Below are 15,239 nucleotides of genomic sequence, written 5' to 3'. Positions count from 1 at the left end.
GGCGTGCAGAGGCATGGGTCCGAGCCGCTCGTGCTCGGCATCGAGACGAGCTGCGACGAGACGGGCATCGGGATCGTGCGCGGCCGCACGCTCCTCAGCAACACGATCGCGAGCAGCATGGACGAGCACGCGCGCTACGGCGGCGTCGTCCCCGAGGTCGCCGCCCGCGCCCACCTCGAGGCCCTGCAGCCGTCGATCGAGGCCGCGCTCGCGGAGTCGGGCGTCACGCTCGCCGATCTCGATGCCGTCGCGGTGACGTCCGGGCCCGGGCTCGCGGGAGCCCTCATGGTGGGCGTCGGCGCCGCGAAGGCGCTCGCCGTCTCGCTCGACCGGCCGCTGTACGCCGTCAATCACCTCGTGGGTCACATCGCCGCCGACATCCTCGATGCGGACGCGCCGCCGCTCGAGTATCCGACCGTCGCGCTGCTCGTGAGCGGCGGCCACACCTCGCTCCTCCTCGTCCGCGACCTCACGACCGACGTCGAGCTCCTGGGCGAGACGATGGACGACGCCGCCGGCGAGGCGTTCGACAAGGTCGCCCGGGTGCTCGGGCTGCCCTATCCCGGCGGTCCTCAGATCGACCGTGTCGCGGCATCCGGAGATCCCGCGGCGATCCCGTTCCCGCGAGGGCTGTCGCGCGCCTCCGATCTGGCGAAGCACCGCTACGACTTCTCGTTCTCGGGTCTCAAGACCGCCGTCGCCCGGTGGGTCGAGCAGCGCGAGGCCGTGGGCGAGCCCGTCCCCGTGGCCGATGTCGCGGCGAGCTTCCGCGAGGCGGTGGTCGACGTCCTCGTCACCAAGGCCCTCGCGGCGTGCCGCGACCACGGCGTCCCACGCCTCCTGCTCGGCGGCGGCGTCATCGCGAACCGCCGGCTGCGCGACGTCGCGATCGAGCGGGCGGATGCCGCGGGCGTGACGGTGCGGATCCCTCCGCTCTCGCTCTGCACCGACAACGGCGCCATGATCGCGGCCCTCGCGTCCGAGCTCATCATGTCGGGCCGCCGGCCTTCGACCCTCGAGTTCGGTGCGGATTCGACGCTCCCCGTGACCGAGATCCAGGTCGCGGAGGCGCCCGGCGAGGCGGCGGCGTGAGCGCGCCGGAGGGTCGCCCACCCGGATCGGCGCCGGGCGAGAACCCGTCGACCGCGCCCGGTCCGGCCGACACCCGACCGCCGAGTCCCACCGTCGATGCGCCCACGCAGGAGATCGGCCCGGTCGGAGCCGAGTCGGTGCTCCCGGGCGGTCACCGGGGGGGCTTCCAGCGGCTGCCCACGGGGCCGGTGGGGATCACGAGCCAGTCCGCTCCCGCGGACCCCGACGGCGAGCACCCCGCGCCGCTCGTGCAGTGGGCCATGCCCGAGCCGGAGCAGCCTCGGCGCGGTCTCGCCGGCTGGGCGCTCGTCTTCGCGATCCTCGGGCTCGTCCTGTCGCTCTTCGTCGGCTGGGGGTTTCCCCTCGGCATGGCGGGCATCGTCGCCGGCATCCTCGCGCTCCGCCGCCCGCTCGAGAGCCGCGGCGTCGCGATCTGGGCGATCGTCCTGGCCGGGGTGTCGATCCTCTACAGCGTGGGGTGGCTGCTGTTCGCCGCCGTGGCCTCGGGGTTCGTCGGCTGATCCCGACCCGCAGGAGGCTCAGCCGACACGGTCGGCGAGCAGCGCGACGCGCTTCTTGCCGATGCGGGTCATGATGAGCGTCGCGGACTCGTCGCCCTTGAGCGACAGAGACTTCCGCAGTGCCGCGGGGTCGACATCCACCCCTCGCTTCTTGATCTCGAGCCGCCCGATGCCCCGCTCGCGCAGCGCCCGCGCGAGCTTCTTCGTGTCGGCGGGAAGCTCCTCCCGCACGCGGAACGACGAGACGAACGGGCTCGTGAGGGCCGCGTCCGAGGTGAGGTAGGCGATGTGCTCGTCGAGCATGCCGGCCTGAAGCGACCGGGCCACCTCGCCGATGAGCCGCGCCCGGATGACGGCGCCGTCGGGCTCGTGCACGAACGCGCCCAGCGCGCGAGCGGGCTCATCCTCGGCATCGCCCGCCGCGGTGAGCTCCGCCGCCGTGTCGCCCCGCACGACGAGGGCGGCCCGACGCACTCCGGGTCGCGCGAGCGCGCCCGACCACAGCACGAGCTCGATCGTCGAGCCGTCGGCGCTGACCCACTGCGCCTCCACGTCGTCGGGGATGAGGCCACGGTCGAGCCCCGGGCCGAGCTTCACGCCGGCGGGATGCCGCGACGCGAGGTCGAAGACCCACTCGAGCGACGGCGACCAGTCCTCCGGCCGCGTCCGGGAGGTCTCGCTGTGACCGGCCGTGCGGCGGGCGGGATCGAGCCAGTACGCGTCGACGTCGAGCCCTTCCTTCACGACGTCCTCCGCGAGCCCCTGCCGCACGACGACGTCGCCCGCGAACGGAGCCAGGTTGTACGCGGCGATCGCGGCCGTGACGTCGTCGGCATCGACCGCGACGACCCTCAGCCCGAGAGCCGCGAGCCCGAGGGCGTCGCCGCCGATGCCGCAGCCGAGGTCGGCGACCGCGCCCATGCCCGCGTCGCGGAACCGCGCCGCGTGGCGCCCCGCGATGGGCAGGCGCGTGGCCTGCTCGAGACCCGCGCGGGTGAACAGCATCCGGTCGGCGAATCCGCCGAACTTGGCCCGGGCGCGGGTGCGGAGCCGCGCCTGGCCCACCACCGCCGAGACGAGGTCGGGGGAGTGCCCGGCCGATCGCAGTCGCGACACGGTCCGTGCGACGTCGTCCGCCGAGTCGATCGGTCCGAGCTCGTCCAGCACCCGCAGGCCTTCGGGTGTCAGGAGTGCGGTGAGCTCGGCCAGTTCCATCCGGCCAGCGTACGTCGGCGCGGGGCGACGACGCGGCCGGGCCGGACCGGCGAGGCATCCGTCAACATGACGCCGTTTGGCACTCACGTTGCATGAGTGCCAGCCGACTGCCTAAACTGGATCAGCACTCTCACCAGGTGAGTGCTAACGAGTCTTGAGTCTCAAGGAAAGAAGAGGTAGACCCGTGTCGGTTTCCATCAAGCCGCTCGAGGACCGCATCGTCATCAAGCAGGTCGAGGCCGAGCAGACCACCTCCAGCGGTCTGGTCATCCCTGACACCGCCAAGGAGAAGCCCCAGGAGGGCGAGGTCGTGGCCGTGGGCCCCGGCCGCATCGATGACAACGGCAACCGTGTTCCGCTCGACGTCGCCGTCGGCGACCGAGTGCTCTACAGCAAGTACGGCGGGACCGAGGTCAAGTTCGGCGGTGACGAGTTCCTCGTCCTGTCGGCTCGCGACGTGCTGGCGGTCGTCGTCCGCTGACGACAGCTCTTCCGAAAGGGGCTCGGATGCTTCGGCATCCGGGCCCCTTTCGCATGCGCGGCTGGCAGGAATCGGCTCAGGGACGGCAGGTGACGGATGCCTCGCCCCGCCGACGCCGTGGTGCGCCGTCCTAGGCTGGGAAGGTGAATCCCGAGTCTTCGCCGTCGTCCAGCGCGCCACCTCGTCCGGCGGCGGCGAAGCCGGCCGATCCCGGTCGCGAACGCCTGCTCGGCGGCGTCTTCGCCTTCACGGCGTACCTGCTCTGGGGATTCCTGCCGCTGTACTTCCTCGCCCTCGCGCCGACCGGTCCGTTCGAGGTCGTCGCCTGGCGCATCATCCTCTCCCTCGTCTTCTGCGCCTTCCTGCTCACCGTTACGCGGACGTGGCCGAAGCTCGTCGCGATCCTCCGCAATCGGCGGCTCGTCTGGTGGACCGTCCTGGCGGGCGCGCTCATCTACATCAACTGGCAGACCTATCTCATCGGCGCGCTGACCGGCCATGTCGTCGAGACGAGCCTCGGATACTTCATCAATCCGATCGTCACGGTGCTCCTCGGCGTGCTGATCCTCCGGGAACGCCTGCGCGTGACTCAGTGGGTCGCGATCGGCATCGCGACCGCGGCGGTGCTCGTCATCGTCATCGGGTACGGAGCCTTTCCCTGGATCGCCCTGACGCTCGCGTTCTCCTTCGGCTTCTACGGGCTCGTCAAGAAGCAGATCGGCCCCTCCGTCGATGCGGTCAGCGGCTTGACGCTCGAATCGCTGTGGCTCGTGCCCGTCGCCGTCATCCAGCTCGTCGTGATCGCCGTCACCTCCGGCCTCACGATGGGTCAGGGCTCCACCGTCCACACGATCCTGCTGCTGCTGGCCGGGGTGGTGACCGCGGTTCCGCTCCTGCTCTTCGCCGCCGGCGCCCGGCGGACCCCGCTCACGCTCATGGGCATGCTGCAGTTCGTCGCGCCGATCCTCCAGTTCATCATCGGCGTCTGGCTGCTGGGGGAGCCGATGTCGCTCGAGCGCTGGATCGGCTTCGCGCTGGTGTGGATCGCGCTCGTCGTGCTGACGGTCGACTCGATCGTCGCGGGCCGGCGAGCCCGCGCGGCCCAACGCGTCGACGACGGCGTCTCGGACGTCGCCGAGCTCACCTGACACCCCGGCTCTCGCAACGAAGGAGCGGCGGCTCCCGAGGAGGGAGCCGCCGCTTCGCGTCACGGGAGCCGCCGCTTCGCGTCACGGGAGCGCCGCGTCAGCGCACGAGCCGCGCGATCGCCTGCGTCGCCTCGGCGATCTTCGCGTCCGCCTCGGCGCCGCCGAGCCTCGCCGCGTCCACGACGCAGTGCTTGAGGTGGTCGTCGAGGAGGCCGATCGCGACAGCCTCCAGCGCGCTCGTGAGAGCGCTGATCTGCGTGAGGATGTCGATGCAGTACTTCTCCTCCTCGACCATCTTGTGGATGCCGCGCGCCTGCCCCTCGATCCGCTTCATGCGGTTGAGGTACTTGTCCTTGTCGGTGATGTAACCGTGGTGGGCGGCGTGGTCGGGGCCGGCGGATGAATCGACGGATGCCGCGGCCGGCGTCTCTGCGAGGGTCATCGCTCCTCCTTCACGAGGTGGTGGGCGTGGTGCTCAGGGTAGTCCTGCGGCATGGCCGGCGCCGCTGACGCCGCCGGGCCGTCGGCCCAGCTGCGGAACCGGCGCAGGAGGAGGCTGTTGCCCACGACGAAGGCGCTCGAGAACGCCATCGCCGCTCCCGCGATCATGGGGTTGAGCAGCCCCAGGGCCGCGAGCGGGATCGCCGCGACGTTGTACGCGAAGGCCCAGAACAGGTTGACCTTGATCGTGCCGAGCGTCGCGCGCGACAGCCGGATGGCGTCGGCGGCGCTGCGCAGGTCGCCGCGCACGAGAGTGAGGTCGGAGGCCTCGATCGCGGCATCCGTCCCCGTCCCCATCGCGAGACCCAGGTCGGACTGCGCGAGTGCCGCGGCGTCGTTGACGCCGTCGCCCACCATTGCCACGACCTTGCCCTCTACCTGCAGCCGCCGGACGACCGCGACCTTCTCGGCGGGGAGCACCTGCGCGATGACGCGTCCGATGCCGACCTCGCCCGCGATCCGCCGGGCCACCGTCTCGTTGTCGCCGGTGAGCAGCACGGGCTCGAGGCCCAGGCTGCGCAGCTGCCGGATGGCCTCCGCGCTCGTGGGCTTCACGCGGTCGGCGACGGCCAGGACGCCGTGCACTTCGCCGTCCCACGCGACGACCACTTTCGTCTTGCCCTCGCTCTCGAACCGCGCGGATGCCTCGGCCAGTGTGCCGTCCAGGCGCAGCGCCCAGTCGGCGAGGAGTGCTTCGCGGCCCACGACGACGGCGTGGCCATCGACGACGCCCGACACGCCCGTGCCGGGCAGGTTCTGGAAAGCCTCCGCCTCGGGGAGTGCGCCGAGCTCGGTGACGGCCGCCTTCGCGATGGCCCGGGCCACCGGGTGCTCCGAGGACTGCTCGAGCGCGCCGGCGAGGCGGAGCACCTCGTCGCGCGACGTGCCCGCCGCAGTCGCGACGTCCATGAGCGACATCCGTCCGGTCGTCACCGTGCCGGTCTTGTCGAGCACGACCGTGTCCACCGTGCGGGTGGACTCGAGCACTTCGGGACCCCGGATCAGGATGCCGAGCTGCGCGCCTCGTCCCGTGCCCACCAGCAGTGCGATCGGTGTCGCGAGACCCAGCGCGCACGGGCAGGCGATGATCAGCACGGCCACGGCAGCGCCGAAGGCGGCGGCGGGCGGGAACCCGAGCAGCAGCCACACGACGAGCGTCGCGAGGGCGAGCCCGATCACGATCGGCACGAACACAGCCGAGATGCGATCGGCGAGACGCTGCGCCGCCGCCTTGCCCGACTGCGCCTGCTCTACGAGCTTCGCCATCTGAGCCAGCTGCGTGTCGGAGCCGACGCGCGTCGCGCGGACCACGAGGCGGCCTCCGACGTTCACCGTCGCACCGATGACGCCGTCGCCCTGGCCCACTTCGACCGGCACCGACTCGCCCGTCACGGTCGAGGCATCCACCGCCGACGTGCCGGAGACCACGACGCCGTCGGTCGCGATCTTCTCGCCCGGGCGCACGACGAACTCGTCGCCGACGCGCAGCTGCTCGACGGGGATGCGCACCTCGGTGCGGGTTCCGGTGAGGAGGTCGTCGCGCAGCACCGCGACATCCTTCGCCCCCAGCTCGAGCAGCGCCCGCAGGGCTGCGCCGGCCTGCCGCTTGGAGCGGACCTCGAAGTAGCGACCGGCGAGCACGAACATCGTCACGCCCGAGGCGACCTCGAGGTACAGGTTGCCCGCGGCGTCGCTCGGAGAGATCGACCACTCGAAGCCGTGCGTCATGCCGATCATGCCGGCGCCGCCGAAGAACAGGGCGTAGAGCGACCAGACGTACGCGGCCGTGACCCCGACCGAGATGAGCGTGTCCATCGTGACGGCGCCGTGGCGGAGGTTGGTCCACGTCGCCTGGTGGAAGGGCCAGGCCGCCCAGGTCACGACGGGGGTCGCGAGCGCGAGCGACACCCACTGCCACCCGGGGAACTGGATCGCGGGGATCATCGACAGCAGGATGACCGGCACCGACAGCGCGATCGCCGCGATGAGGCGACGGCGGAGCGAGCCGAGCTCGGGCTCGACGTGGTGCGCGTGCTCGTGCACGGGCTCGGGCACCTTGGCGCCGTACCCCGTCTTCTCGACCTCGGCGATGAGCGCGTGCGGATCGTAGCCCTTGGGAGCCACGACGTGCGCCTTCTCGGTGGCGAAGTTGACGGATGCCTCGACCCCGTCGAGCCTGTTCAGCTTCTTCTCGACGCGCGCCGCGCACGACGCGCAGGTCATGCCCGAGATCTCGAGCTCGATCGCGTCGCCGATCGCCGGTACGAGTGCGTCGTGCCGGTGCGTCTCGGACATCAGATGCGCACCGCCTCGTAGCCGGCCTCGTCGACTGCCGCGATCACGGCGTCGTCGCTCACGGCGGCGGACGTCACGACGAGGCGTCCCGTCGCCGCGCTCACTTCGATGCCCTCGACTCCGGCGATCTGGGAGACGTGCTTGCGGACCGTGGCCTCGCAGTGGCCGCAGCTCATGCCAATCACCTGGAACTCGTTCGTCGTCATGGAAGTGCCTTTCGTCATACGGATACCCCCTTGGGGTACCTGTTACAAGGGTATACCCCGCTCGGGTATTCCGAGCTGGTCGAGTAACGATTGGGTCGCGTTACAAACCGTTAACGAAAGGCAATACACAAGAGACCGGCTCCCGGTTAGGTTTATTGGCACTGGGGCGGCGCCCGAGCCGTGCCCGCGTTCAATCACAGCAAGGAGCAACATGAGCGTCTTGACCCGCTCGCGCACCCTCGGAGTCCTCACCGGACTCGCTATCGCAGGTGCTAGCGCCCTCGTCCTGGCCGGTTGCGCCGGCGGTGGGACGGGTAGTGCGTCGTCCGCGGCCCCCTCGGGCCCCGCGGAGGAGCAGACCCTGAAGATCGGCACGGTTCTGCCGCAGACCGGCAGCCTCGCCTTCCTCGGCCCGCCCGAGGAGGCCGGAGTCTCGCTCGCCGTCGCCGAGATCAACGATGCCGCCAAGGGCGTCACTGTCGACGCCACGTTCGGCGACTCGGGTGACGCCGACAACAAGGCGTTCGAGACGACGGTGCCGAAGCTGCAGAGCGAAGGCGTCTCGGCCATGATCGGCGCCGCGGCGTCGGGCGTGACGAAGCTCTTCCTCGACAGCAACGTCAGCGCCGGCATCATCACCTTCTCGCCCGCCAACACGTCGCCCGACTTCACGACGTGGGACGACAACAACCTCTACTGGCGCACCGCCCCCAGCGACCTGCTCCAGGGCGAGGTCCTCGCGAACACGATCGCCGAGGACGGCCACGAGAACATCGGCATCATCTACCAGAACGACGCCTACGGCACGGGCCTCTACGGCGTCGTGAAGGACGTCTTCGAGTCCACCGGCGGCACGGTCGTCGCCGAGGCCTCGTACAACGACGGCGACTCGTCGTTCGACGCGCAGGTGCAGACGGTCCTGGCCGCCAACCCCGACGCTGTCGTGCTGATCACCTTCGACCAGTTCGCGACGATCGCGCCGCTCCTGGTCAACGGCGGCATCGCGGCCGAGAACTTCTACCTGGTCGACGGCAACCTCAAGAACTGGGGCCCCGACGTGGCGGTTCCGCTCGAGGGTGCCAAGGGAACGCTCCCCGGCCCGAAGCTCGACGACGACTTCCAGAAGCGCGTCAACGACAACTGGGTGTCGGAGGGCAACCCCGAGCTCGAGGACTACTCGTACGCGGGTGAGTCGTACGACGCCGTCGTGCTCCTCGCCCTCGCGTCGCTGGCAGCCGGCTCGACCGACGCCGCCGACATCGCGGCGAAGCTGCAGGAGGTCTCGGGCGGTTCGGGCGACGGCGAGAAGTGCAAGACCTTCGCCGAGTGCGCCGACATCATCAACGGCGGTGGCACGGCCGACTACGACGGCTACTCGGGCCCGATCACGTTCGACGAGAACGGCGACCCGACCGAGGCCACGATCGGCATCTACCAGTACGGTGCCGACAACATGTACAAGCGCATCAACTGACCCCGTTCAGCTGAAGCACTCGAGGGCCCCGGAGCGATCCGGGGCCCTCACCCTTCCGGCGCCGCCCGGTCGTTGAGCGCAGGCGCGCAGCGCCGCAGAACCGCGGTCGTTGAGCGGAGGCGCGGAGCGCCGCAGACGAAACGCGCCGGACCGTTCCCCGGTCGTTGAGCGAAGGCGCGCAGCGCCGCAGACGAAACGCGCCGGACGAACGAGAAGAGCGGATGCCGAGGCATCCGCTCTTCTCGTATGAGGTGCTGTCGTCAGACCCCGTCGGCTCCCAGGGTGCCGAGGTAGAGGCCGATGACCTTCGGGTCGTTGAGCAGGTCTCGACCGCTGCCCTCGTAGGCGTCGCGGCCCTGGTCGAGGACGTAGCCGCGGTCGCAGATCTGCAGGCAGCGACGCGCGTTCTGCTCGACCATGATCGTCGTGACGCCCGCCTTGTTGATGTCGGAGACGCGGATGAACGCGTCGTCCTGACGGACGGGGCTCAGACCCGCCGAGGGCTCGTCGAGGAGCACGACCGACGGATCCATCATGAGCGCGCGCGACATCGCGACCATCTGACGCTCACCGCCGGACAGCGAGCCCGCGCGCTGCTTGAGCCGCTTGCCCAGCTCGGCGAAGATGCCGGTGACGAACTCGAGGCGCTCCTTGTAGATCTTGGGGTTCTGGTACAGCCCCATCTGCAGGTTCTCCTCGATGGACAGCGAGGGGAAGACGTTGTTCGTCTGCGGGACGAATGCGACGCCGCGCTGCACGAGCTTGTCGGCGTTGAGGCCGACGATCGACTCGCCGTTGACGGTGATATCGCCGCCGCGCACCTTGACGAGACCGAAGATCGCCTTGAGGAGCGTCGACTTGCCGGCGCCGTTCGGGCCGATGATGCCGATCAGCTCACCCTTGCGCGCGACGAGGTTCGCCCCGTTGAGGATGTTGACGCCGGGGAGGTACCCCGCCACGACGTCGTTCATCTCGACGACGATGTCGTCCGTCTTGGCGGCCTGGGTGGCCGACACCTGGGGCAGGCTCATCGCGTCTCCTTCTCTGCGTCCTCGTCCGAGAGCTCGTGCTCTTCGCGGATCTCTTCGAGGAGCTCCTGCGCCTCGGCGCCCAGCTCGCCCGAGATGCGGCCCGTGACGACGCCGAGGTCGACGTCCTGGTGGCTGCCGAGGTACGCGTCGATGACCGCCTGGTCCTGCATGACGGCGTCCGGCGGCCCCTCGGCGACGACCCTGCCCTCGGCCATGACGACGACCCAGTCCGCGATGTGGCGGACCATGTGCATGTCGTGCTCGACGAAGAGCACGGTCATGCCGAGGTCCTTCAGGTCGAGGATGTGGTCGAGGAGCGACTCGGTGAGGGCCGGGTTGACGCCCGCCATCGGCTCGTCGAGCATGACGAACGTCGGGTCGCTCATGAGCGCACGAGCCATCTCGAGGAGCTTGCGCTGTCCGCCCGAGAGCGAAGCCGCGAAATCGTCGGCCTTCGCGTCGAGCTTGAACCGCGCGAGCAGCTCGCGTGCCTTCGCCTCGTTGTCGCGCTCCTGCGAGCGCCAGAAGCCCGGCAGGAAGCTCGTCCAGAAGCGCTCTCCGCGCTGACCGGTCGCTCCGAGCTTCATGTTCTCGAGCACTGTGAGGAGCGAGAGCGCCTTCGTCAGCTGGAAGGTGCGGACCTGACCCATGCGGGCGACCTTGAAGGCGGGGATGCCCGACAGTCGCTTGCCGTCGAACTCCCACGTGCCCGAGTTGGGCTTGTCGAAGCCGCACAGGAGGTTGAACAGCGTCGTCTTGCCGGCGCCGTTCGGCCCGATGAGCGCCGTGATGGCGTTCCTCGGGATCTCGAGGTGCTCGACGTCGACCGCGGTGAGGCCGCCGAACCGGCGGGTGACGTTGTCGACCACCATGATCGGGTCGACCTTCGCGACACCGGGGACGGGTTCGCCCTTCGCGAGTCCCGAGGTCTTCGGGCGACGGACGCTGCCGGTCACCGGCGCCGGCTCGCGGAGGACCGCGGGCGCCGGTGCCGTCGCGGGCACCGCCGCAGGCTCGGGCTGCGCAGCGGGGCTCGGCACGGCCTCGCGGGCGACGTCCGGAGGCGTCGGGTCTTCGTGCGGACGGGGCGCCGGGGCATCCGGGTCCGGAGCGGGCGTGGGGACGTCGTTACTTGACAAAGGTCATCTCCCTCTTGTCGCCGAGGATGCCCTGGGGACGGAAGATCACAAGGAGCATGAGCGCGACACCGACGAGGATGAAGCGCAGCGTGCCCGCCTGGATGTCGCTGATGGGCAGGATGCCGGCCGTCGCCAGGTCGGGGAGCAGGTTGCCGAGCAGCGCCATCACGAGCCAGAAGATCACGGCGCCGAGCGACGGACCCAGGATCGTGGCGGCACCGCCGAGGAGCAGACAGGTCCACACGAAGAACGTCAGGGCCGTCGTGTAGCTCGACGGGACGACCGCCGAGGGCAGGACGTAGACGATTCCGCCGAGTGCGCCGATGACGCCACCGACGACGAGGGCCTGCATCTTGTAGGCGAAGACGTTCTTTCCGAGCGAGCGGACGGCGTCCTCGTCTTCGCGGATGCCCTTGAGCACCCGACCCCACGGGCTGCGCATGAGCGACCAGACCAGGAGGATCGACAGACCCAGCAGGATGAGACCGAAGACGCGCACCCATAGGCCGACCTCGTTGAACGTCCACGGGCCGAAGCCGTACTGCCCGGGTGGGAAGGGGTTCGCCGCCCGGAAGCTGTCGTGGTAGCCGCCCAGGCCGTCCGCCGAGTTGGTCCACTCGTCGAACACCTGCGTCGTGAAGAGCAGGCGCACGATCTCGGCTGCGGCGATCGTGACGATGGCGAGGTAGTCGGCACGCAGACGCAGGGTCGGGATGCCGAGGAGCACGGCGAACAGCGCCGCCATGACCATGCCGATGATCATGCCGAGCCACCACGGGGCGCCGAAGCTCAGGATCGAGATCGCGTAGCCGTAGCCGCCGAGGGCCATGAAGCCGGCCATACCGAAGTTGAGCAGGCCCGCGAAGCCGAAGTGGACGGCGAGGCCCGTGGCCGCGAGGGCGTAGGCGATCGTGACCGGGCTGATGAGGTAGCCCAGCGTGTTGCCGAAGATGGATCCCCAATCCATGGCTAACCCAACCTCTCTTTGCGTCCGAGAAGACCTTGGGGTCTGATCAGCAGGATCAGGATCAGCACGATGAGCGCTCCGGCGTACTTGAGGTCGGACGGGATCCAGAGGGTCGACATCTCGACGACGATGCCGACGATGAGCGAGCCGAGGAGGGCGCCGAACGCCGTGCCCAGACCGCCGAGCGTGATCGCCGCGAAGATGAGCAGCAGCATCTGCGTACCCATGTCCCACTTGACGCCTGGTCGGAAGTACGCCCACAGGATGCCCGACAGGGCTGCGAGCGCGCCGGCGAGGATCCAGACGATACGGATCACGCGGTCGACGTTGATGCCCGAGGCCGAGGCGAGCTGCGGGTTGTCGGAGATGGCGCGGGTGGCCTTTCCGATCCGCGTGCCGAGGAGGAAGTAGGCGACGCCGAGGATCACGACGATCGAGACGCCCATGCTGATCATGTCGATGTAGGACAGCGAGATCGGTCCGAGCTGGATCGGCTGGGGGCTCGCACCGGGCAGCTGGTAGGTGCGGCCGCCGATGAAGAACTGGAAGGTGTACCGGAGCGCGAGCGAAAGGCCGATGCTGACGATCATCAGCTGGATGACGCCGAGGCCCTTTCTTCGCAGGGGTCTCCAGAGCCCGGCGTCGAGTGCCAACCCGAGCAGGGCTCCCGCCGCGACCGCGAGGATGATGCCGAGCCAGAACGGGAGGGCCCAGAACGACGTGAAGACCAGCGCCGTCAGCGCGCCCCACGTCACCATCTCGCCGTGGGCGAAGTTCGACAGACCCGTCGTGCCGTAGATCAGGGCGGCGCCCATCGCGGCGAGTGCCAGCAGGAGGCCGAAGTTCAGACCGTTGATGAAGCGCACGAGGAGCTGATCGACGAACGACTGCGTCTGCCTCTCGCCCTCGCCGAGGAAGAGGTTGATGATCGCGGAGTTCGTGAGGCCGAAGCTCACCTCGAACGAGGCGGTCGTGCCCGACACCGGCTTCATGCTCTCGGGCAGCTGCGCCGGGTCGACGATGACGCCTTCGGGCAGCGTGTCCTCGTCGACCGAGATGACGTAGTCGTCCTTCTCGGGGACGTAGAGGCGCCAGCGGCCCTCGGCATCCGTCACCGTCTCGGCTTCGAACCCGTTGCCCTTCACGGAGATCGTCACATCGGCGACCGGGTCGCCGTCGAACTCGATGCGGCCGCCGAAGTAGTAGTCGGTGGCCTCTTGATCACCACCCGGCGTATCGGGCGCGTCCGCCGCGTACGCACCCGCGGGCGATGAGAAGAAGACCATCGCGGCTGCAAGCAGCGCACCCGCGACGACCACCACCCAGCGCATCGAGCGCCTCGCAGTCACAGTCGTAGGACCCACAGAACCTCCCGTCCGGCACAGCGCACCGAAGCTTCCGGGTCGCATCGGCCGTGATGAACGACGGTACGAGCGTAATGTGTCGCGCGTGTTTCGCGCACAAGCCGCTGTGGAGACTTGTGCGATCCCTCCTGTCGGCCGGGTTGGAAGCCCTGCTCGGGAATGATTCCCAGCCTGCGCCGCTTAGAATCGAGTACGGCGCGTTCCCGCGCACCGGCCGACGTCGTCCACCCCGAGCCACTCGCCGCGCGCAGGAGATTTCATGGAGCACAACGACCCTTTCGGCTTCGTCGGACTCACGTACGACGACGTCCTGCTGCTGCCGGGTCACACCGACGTCATCCCGAGTGAGGCCGACACATCCTCGCGCGTGACGAGACGCATCACGGTCGCGACACCGCTCCTCTCGGCCGCCATGGACACCGTCACCGAGGCCCGCCTCGCCATCGCGATCGCGCGCGAGGGCGGCATCGGCATCATCCACCGCAACCTCTCCATCGAGGACCAGGCGTCGATGGTCGACCGCGTCAAGCGCAGCGAGTCGGGGATGATCACCGACCCGATCACGACGACGCCCGACGCGACGATCGAAGAGGTCGACGCGCTGTGCGCGCAGTACCGCATCTCCGGTCTGCCGGTGGTCGACGCGCAGAACCACCTCGTGGGCATCGTGACGAACCGCGACATGCGCTTCGTGTCGGGCTTCGAGCGCCAGACGACCCGGGTCCGCGACGTCATGACGACCGAGAACCTCGTCACCGGCCGCGTGGGCATCAGCGCCGGCGAGGTCATCGCGCTCTTCGCACAGCACCGGGTCGAGAAGCTTCCCCTCATCGACGAGGACGGCACGCTCGCAGGCCTCATCACGATCAAGGACTTCGACAAGAGCGAGAAGTACCCCCTCGCCACCAAGGACGAGCAGGGCCGGCTCCGCGTCGGCGCTGCCATCGGCTTCTTCGGCGACGCCTGGCAGCGCGCCGAGGCCCTCCGCGACGCGGGTGTCGACGTCATCGTCGTCGACACCGCCAACGGCCAGTCGGCGGGTGTCATCGACATGGTCCGCCGGCTCAAGGGCGACGCATCCTTCGCGCACATCGACATCATCGGCGGCAACGTCGCCACCCGCGAGGGCGCGCAGGCGCTCATCGACGCGGGTGTGGATGCCGTGAAGGTCGGCGTCGGGCCGGGCTCGATCTGCACCACGCGCGTCGTCGCGGGCGTCGGCGTGCCGCAGGTCACGGCGATCTACGAGGCGTCGCTCGCGGCGCGCGAGGCGGGCGTCCCGGTGATCGCCGACGGCGGCCTGCAGTACTCGGGCGACATCGCGAAGGCGCTCGTCGCCGGCGCCGACACGGTCATGCTCGGGTCACTCCTCGCGGGCACCGACGAGTCGCCGGGCGAGATCGTCTTCCAGGGCGGCAAGCAGTTCAAGCAGTACCGCGGCATGGGCTCGCTCGGCGCACTGCAGACGCGCGGCAAGAAGACTTCGTACTCGAAGGACCGGTACTTCCAGGCCGACGTCCCGAGCGACGACAAGCTCATCCCCGAGGGGATCGAGGGTCAGGTCGCATACCGCGGCCCCGTGTCTGCGGTCGCCTACCAGCTCGTGGGCGGACTGCGGCAGTCGATGTTCTACGTGGGCGCCCGCACGATCGACGAGCTGAAGGCCAAGGGCAAGTTCGTCCGCATCACCGCCGCGGGGCTCAAGGAGTCCCACCCCCACGACGTGCAGATCGTCGTCGAGGCGCCGAACTACAAGCGCTGAGCCGCCGTCCGCTGCACGAACTCCGGAGTTCCGCACGAACTTC

General features: G+C 69.6%; 14 protein-coding genes. 6 read left to right on the top strand and 8 right to left on the bottom strand.

Annotation, left to right across the window (positions count from 1 at the left end):
• Positions 1–3 precede the first annotated feature (3 nt).
• Both tsaD and G5T42_RS02685 read left to right on the top strand, forming a co-directional pair.
• Complete coding sequence (gene tsaD / locus G5T42_RS02690) at positions 4–1,092, top strand: tRNA (adenosine(37)-N6)-threonylcarbamoyltransferase complex transferase subunit TsaD (RefSeq protein WP_165130055.1); 1,089 nt, start codon at positions 4–6, stop codon at positions 1,090–1,092.
• On the top strand, positions 1,089–1,613 hold the full coding sequence (locus G5T42_RS02685) for a hypothetical protein (protein WP_206535696.1): 525 nt from the start codon (positions 1,089–1,091) through the stop codon (positions 1,611–1,613). Before tsaD ends, G5T42_RS02685 begins: the two co-directional genes overlap by 4 nt.
• A gap of 18 nt (positions 1,614–1,631) precedes the next feature.
• Here G5T42_RS02685 and G5T42_RS02680 read toward each other — a convergent pair whose 3' ends face one another.
• On the bottom strand, positions 1,632–2,828 hold the full coding sequence (locus G5T42_RS02680) for a class I SAM-dependent methyltransferase (RefSeq protein WP_165125084.1): 1,197 nt from the start codon (positions 2,826–2,828) through the stop codon (positions 1,632–1,634).
• 184 nt (positions 2,829–3,012) lie between these two features.
• On the opposite strand from G5T42_RS02680, the gene groES reads away from it, so the two are divergent.
• Entirely contained in the window at positions 3,013–3,309 is a 297-nt protein-coding gene (gene groES / locus G5T42_RS02675; protein WP_165125081.1) for a co-chaperone GroES, read from the top strand.
• A gap of 224 nt (positions 3,310–3,533) precedes the next feature.
• Positions 3,534–4,457 (top strand): EamA family transporter RarD, encoded by a 924-nt coding sequence (gene rarD / locus G5T42_RS02670; RefSeq protein ID WP_241246028.1) that lies wholly within the window; start codon positions 3,534–3,536, stop codon positions 4,455–4,457.
• 97 nt (positions 4,458–4,554) lie between these two features.
• On the opposite strand, the gene G5T42_RS02665 is transcribed toward rarD, so the two are convergent.
• The 3 genes from G5T42_RS02665 to G5T42_RS02655 are packed head-to-tail and all read right to left on the bottom strand — an operon-like array spanning position 4,555 to position 7,459.
• On the bottom strand, positions 4,555–4,899 hold the full coding sequence (locus G5T42_RS02665) for a metal-sensitive transcriptional regulator (protein WP_241245933.1): 345 nt from the start codon (positions 4,897–4,899) through the stop codon (positions 4,555–4,557).
• Positions 4,896–7,253 carry a heavy metal translocating P-type ATPase gene (locus G5T42_RS02660; protein WP_165125075.1) on the bottom strand — a complete coding sequence of 786 codons (2,358 nt, stop codon included), beginning with the start codon at positions 7,251–7,253 and terminating at the stop codon, positions 4,896–4,898. The genes G5T42_RS02665 and G5T42_RS02660 overlap by 4 nt, the downstream gene beginning before the upstream one ends.
• On the bottom strand, positions 7,253–7,459 hold the full coding sequence (locus G5T42_RS02655; protein WP_165125072.1) for a heavy-metal-associated domain-containing protein: 207 nt from the start codon (positions 7,457–7,459) through the stop codon (positions 7,253–7,255). Before G5T42_RS02655 ends, G5T42_RS02660 begins: the two co-directional genes overlap by 1 nt.
• A 211-nt stretch (positions 7,460–7,670) precedes the next feature.
• On the opposite strand from G5T42_RS02655, the gene G5T42_RS02650 reads away from it, so the two are divergent.
• A complete protein-coding gene (locus G5T42_RS02650) occupies positions 7,671–8,933 on the top strand; it encodes an ABC transporter substrate-binding protein (RefSeq protein ID WP_165125069.1) in 1,263 nt (420 codons plus the stop codon).
• A gap of 260 nt (positions 8,934–9,193) precedes the next feature.
• Here the strand turns inward: G5T42_RS02650 and G5T42_RS02645 are convergent, their stop codons facing one another.
• The 4 genes from G5T42_RS02645 to G5T42_RS02630 form a co-directional block, all read right to left on the bottom strand.
• Positions 9,194–9,964, bottom strand: a complete 771-nt coding sequence (locus G5T42_RS02645; RefSeq protein ID WP_165125066.1) for an ABC transporter ATP-binding protein — start codon at positions 9,962–9,964, stop codon at positions 9,194–9,196.
• Positions 9,961–10,836 (bottom strand): ABC transporter ATP-binding protein, encoded by an 876-nt coding sequence (locus tag G5T42_RS02640; protein ID WP_206535744.1) that lies wholly within the window; start codon positions 10,834–10,836, stop codon positions 9,961–9,963. The genes G5T42_RS02645 and G5T42_RS02640 overlap by 4 nt, the downstream gene beginning before the upstream one ends.
• A 256-nt stretch (positions 10,837–11,092) precedes the next feature.
• Complete coding sequence (locus G5T42_RS02635; RefSeq protein WP_165125063.1) at positions 11,093–12,070, bottom strand: branched-chain amino acid ABC transporter permease; 978 nt, start codon at positions 12,068–12,070, stop codon at positions 11,093–11,095.
• Between the two features lie 2 nt (positions 12,071–12,072).
• Positions 12,073–13,401: a branched-chain amino acid ABC transporter permease gene (locus G5T42_RS02630; RefSeq protein ID WP_165125060.1), complete on the bottom strand. Its 1,329-nt coding sequence runs from the start codon at positions 13,399–13,401 to the stop codon at positions 12,073–12,075.
• Between the two features lie 292 nt (positions 13,402–13,693).
• Here G5T42_RS02630 and guaB point away from each other — a divergent pair, with 292 nt between their 5' ends.
• Positions 13,694–15,196: an IMP dehydrogenase gene (gene guaB / locus G5T42_RS02625; protein WP_165125057.1), complete on the top strand. Its 1,503-nt coding sequence runs from the start codon at positions 13,694–13,696 to the stop codon at positions 15,194–15,196.
• Positions 15,197–15,239: the final 43 nt, after the last annotated feature.

The sequence above is a fragment of the Microbacterium sp. 4R-513 genome (genome assembly GCF_011046485.1).
In the GTDB taxonomy this organism is placed as follows: domain Bacteria; phylum Actinomycetota; class Actinomycetes; order Actinomycetales; family Microbacteriaceae; genus Microbacterium.
This window is presented reverse-complemented; position numbering and strand designations above follow the sequence as displayed.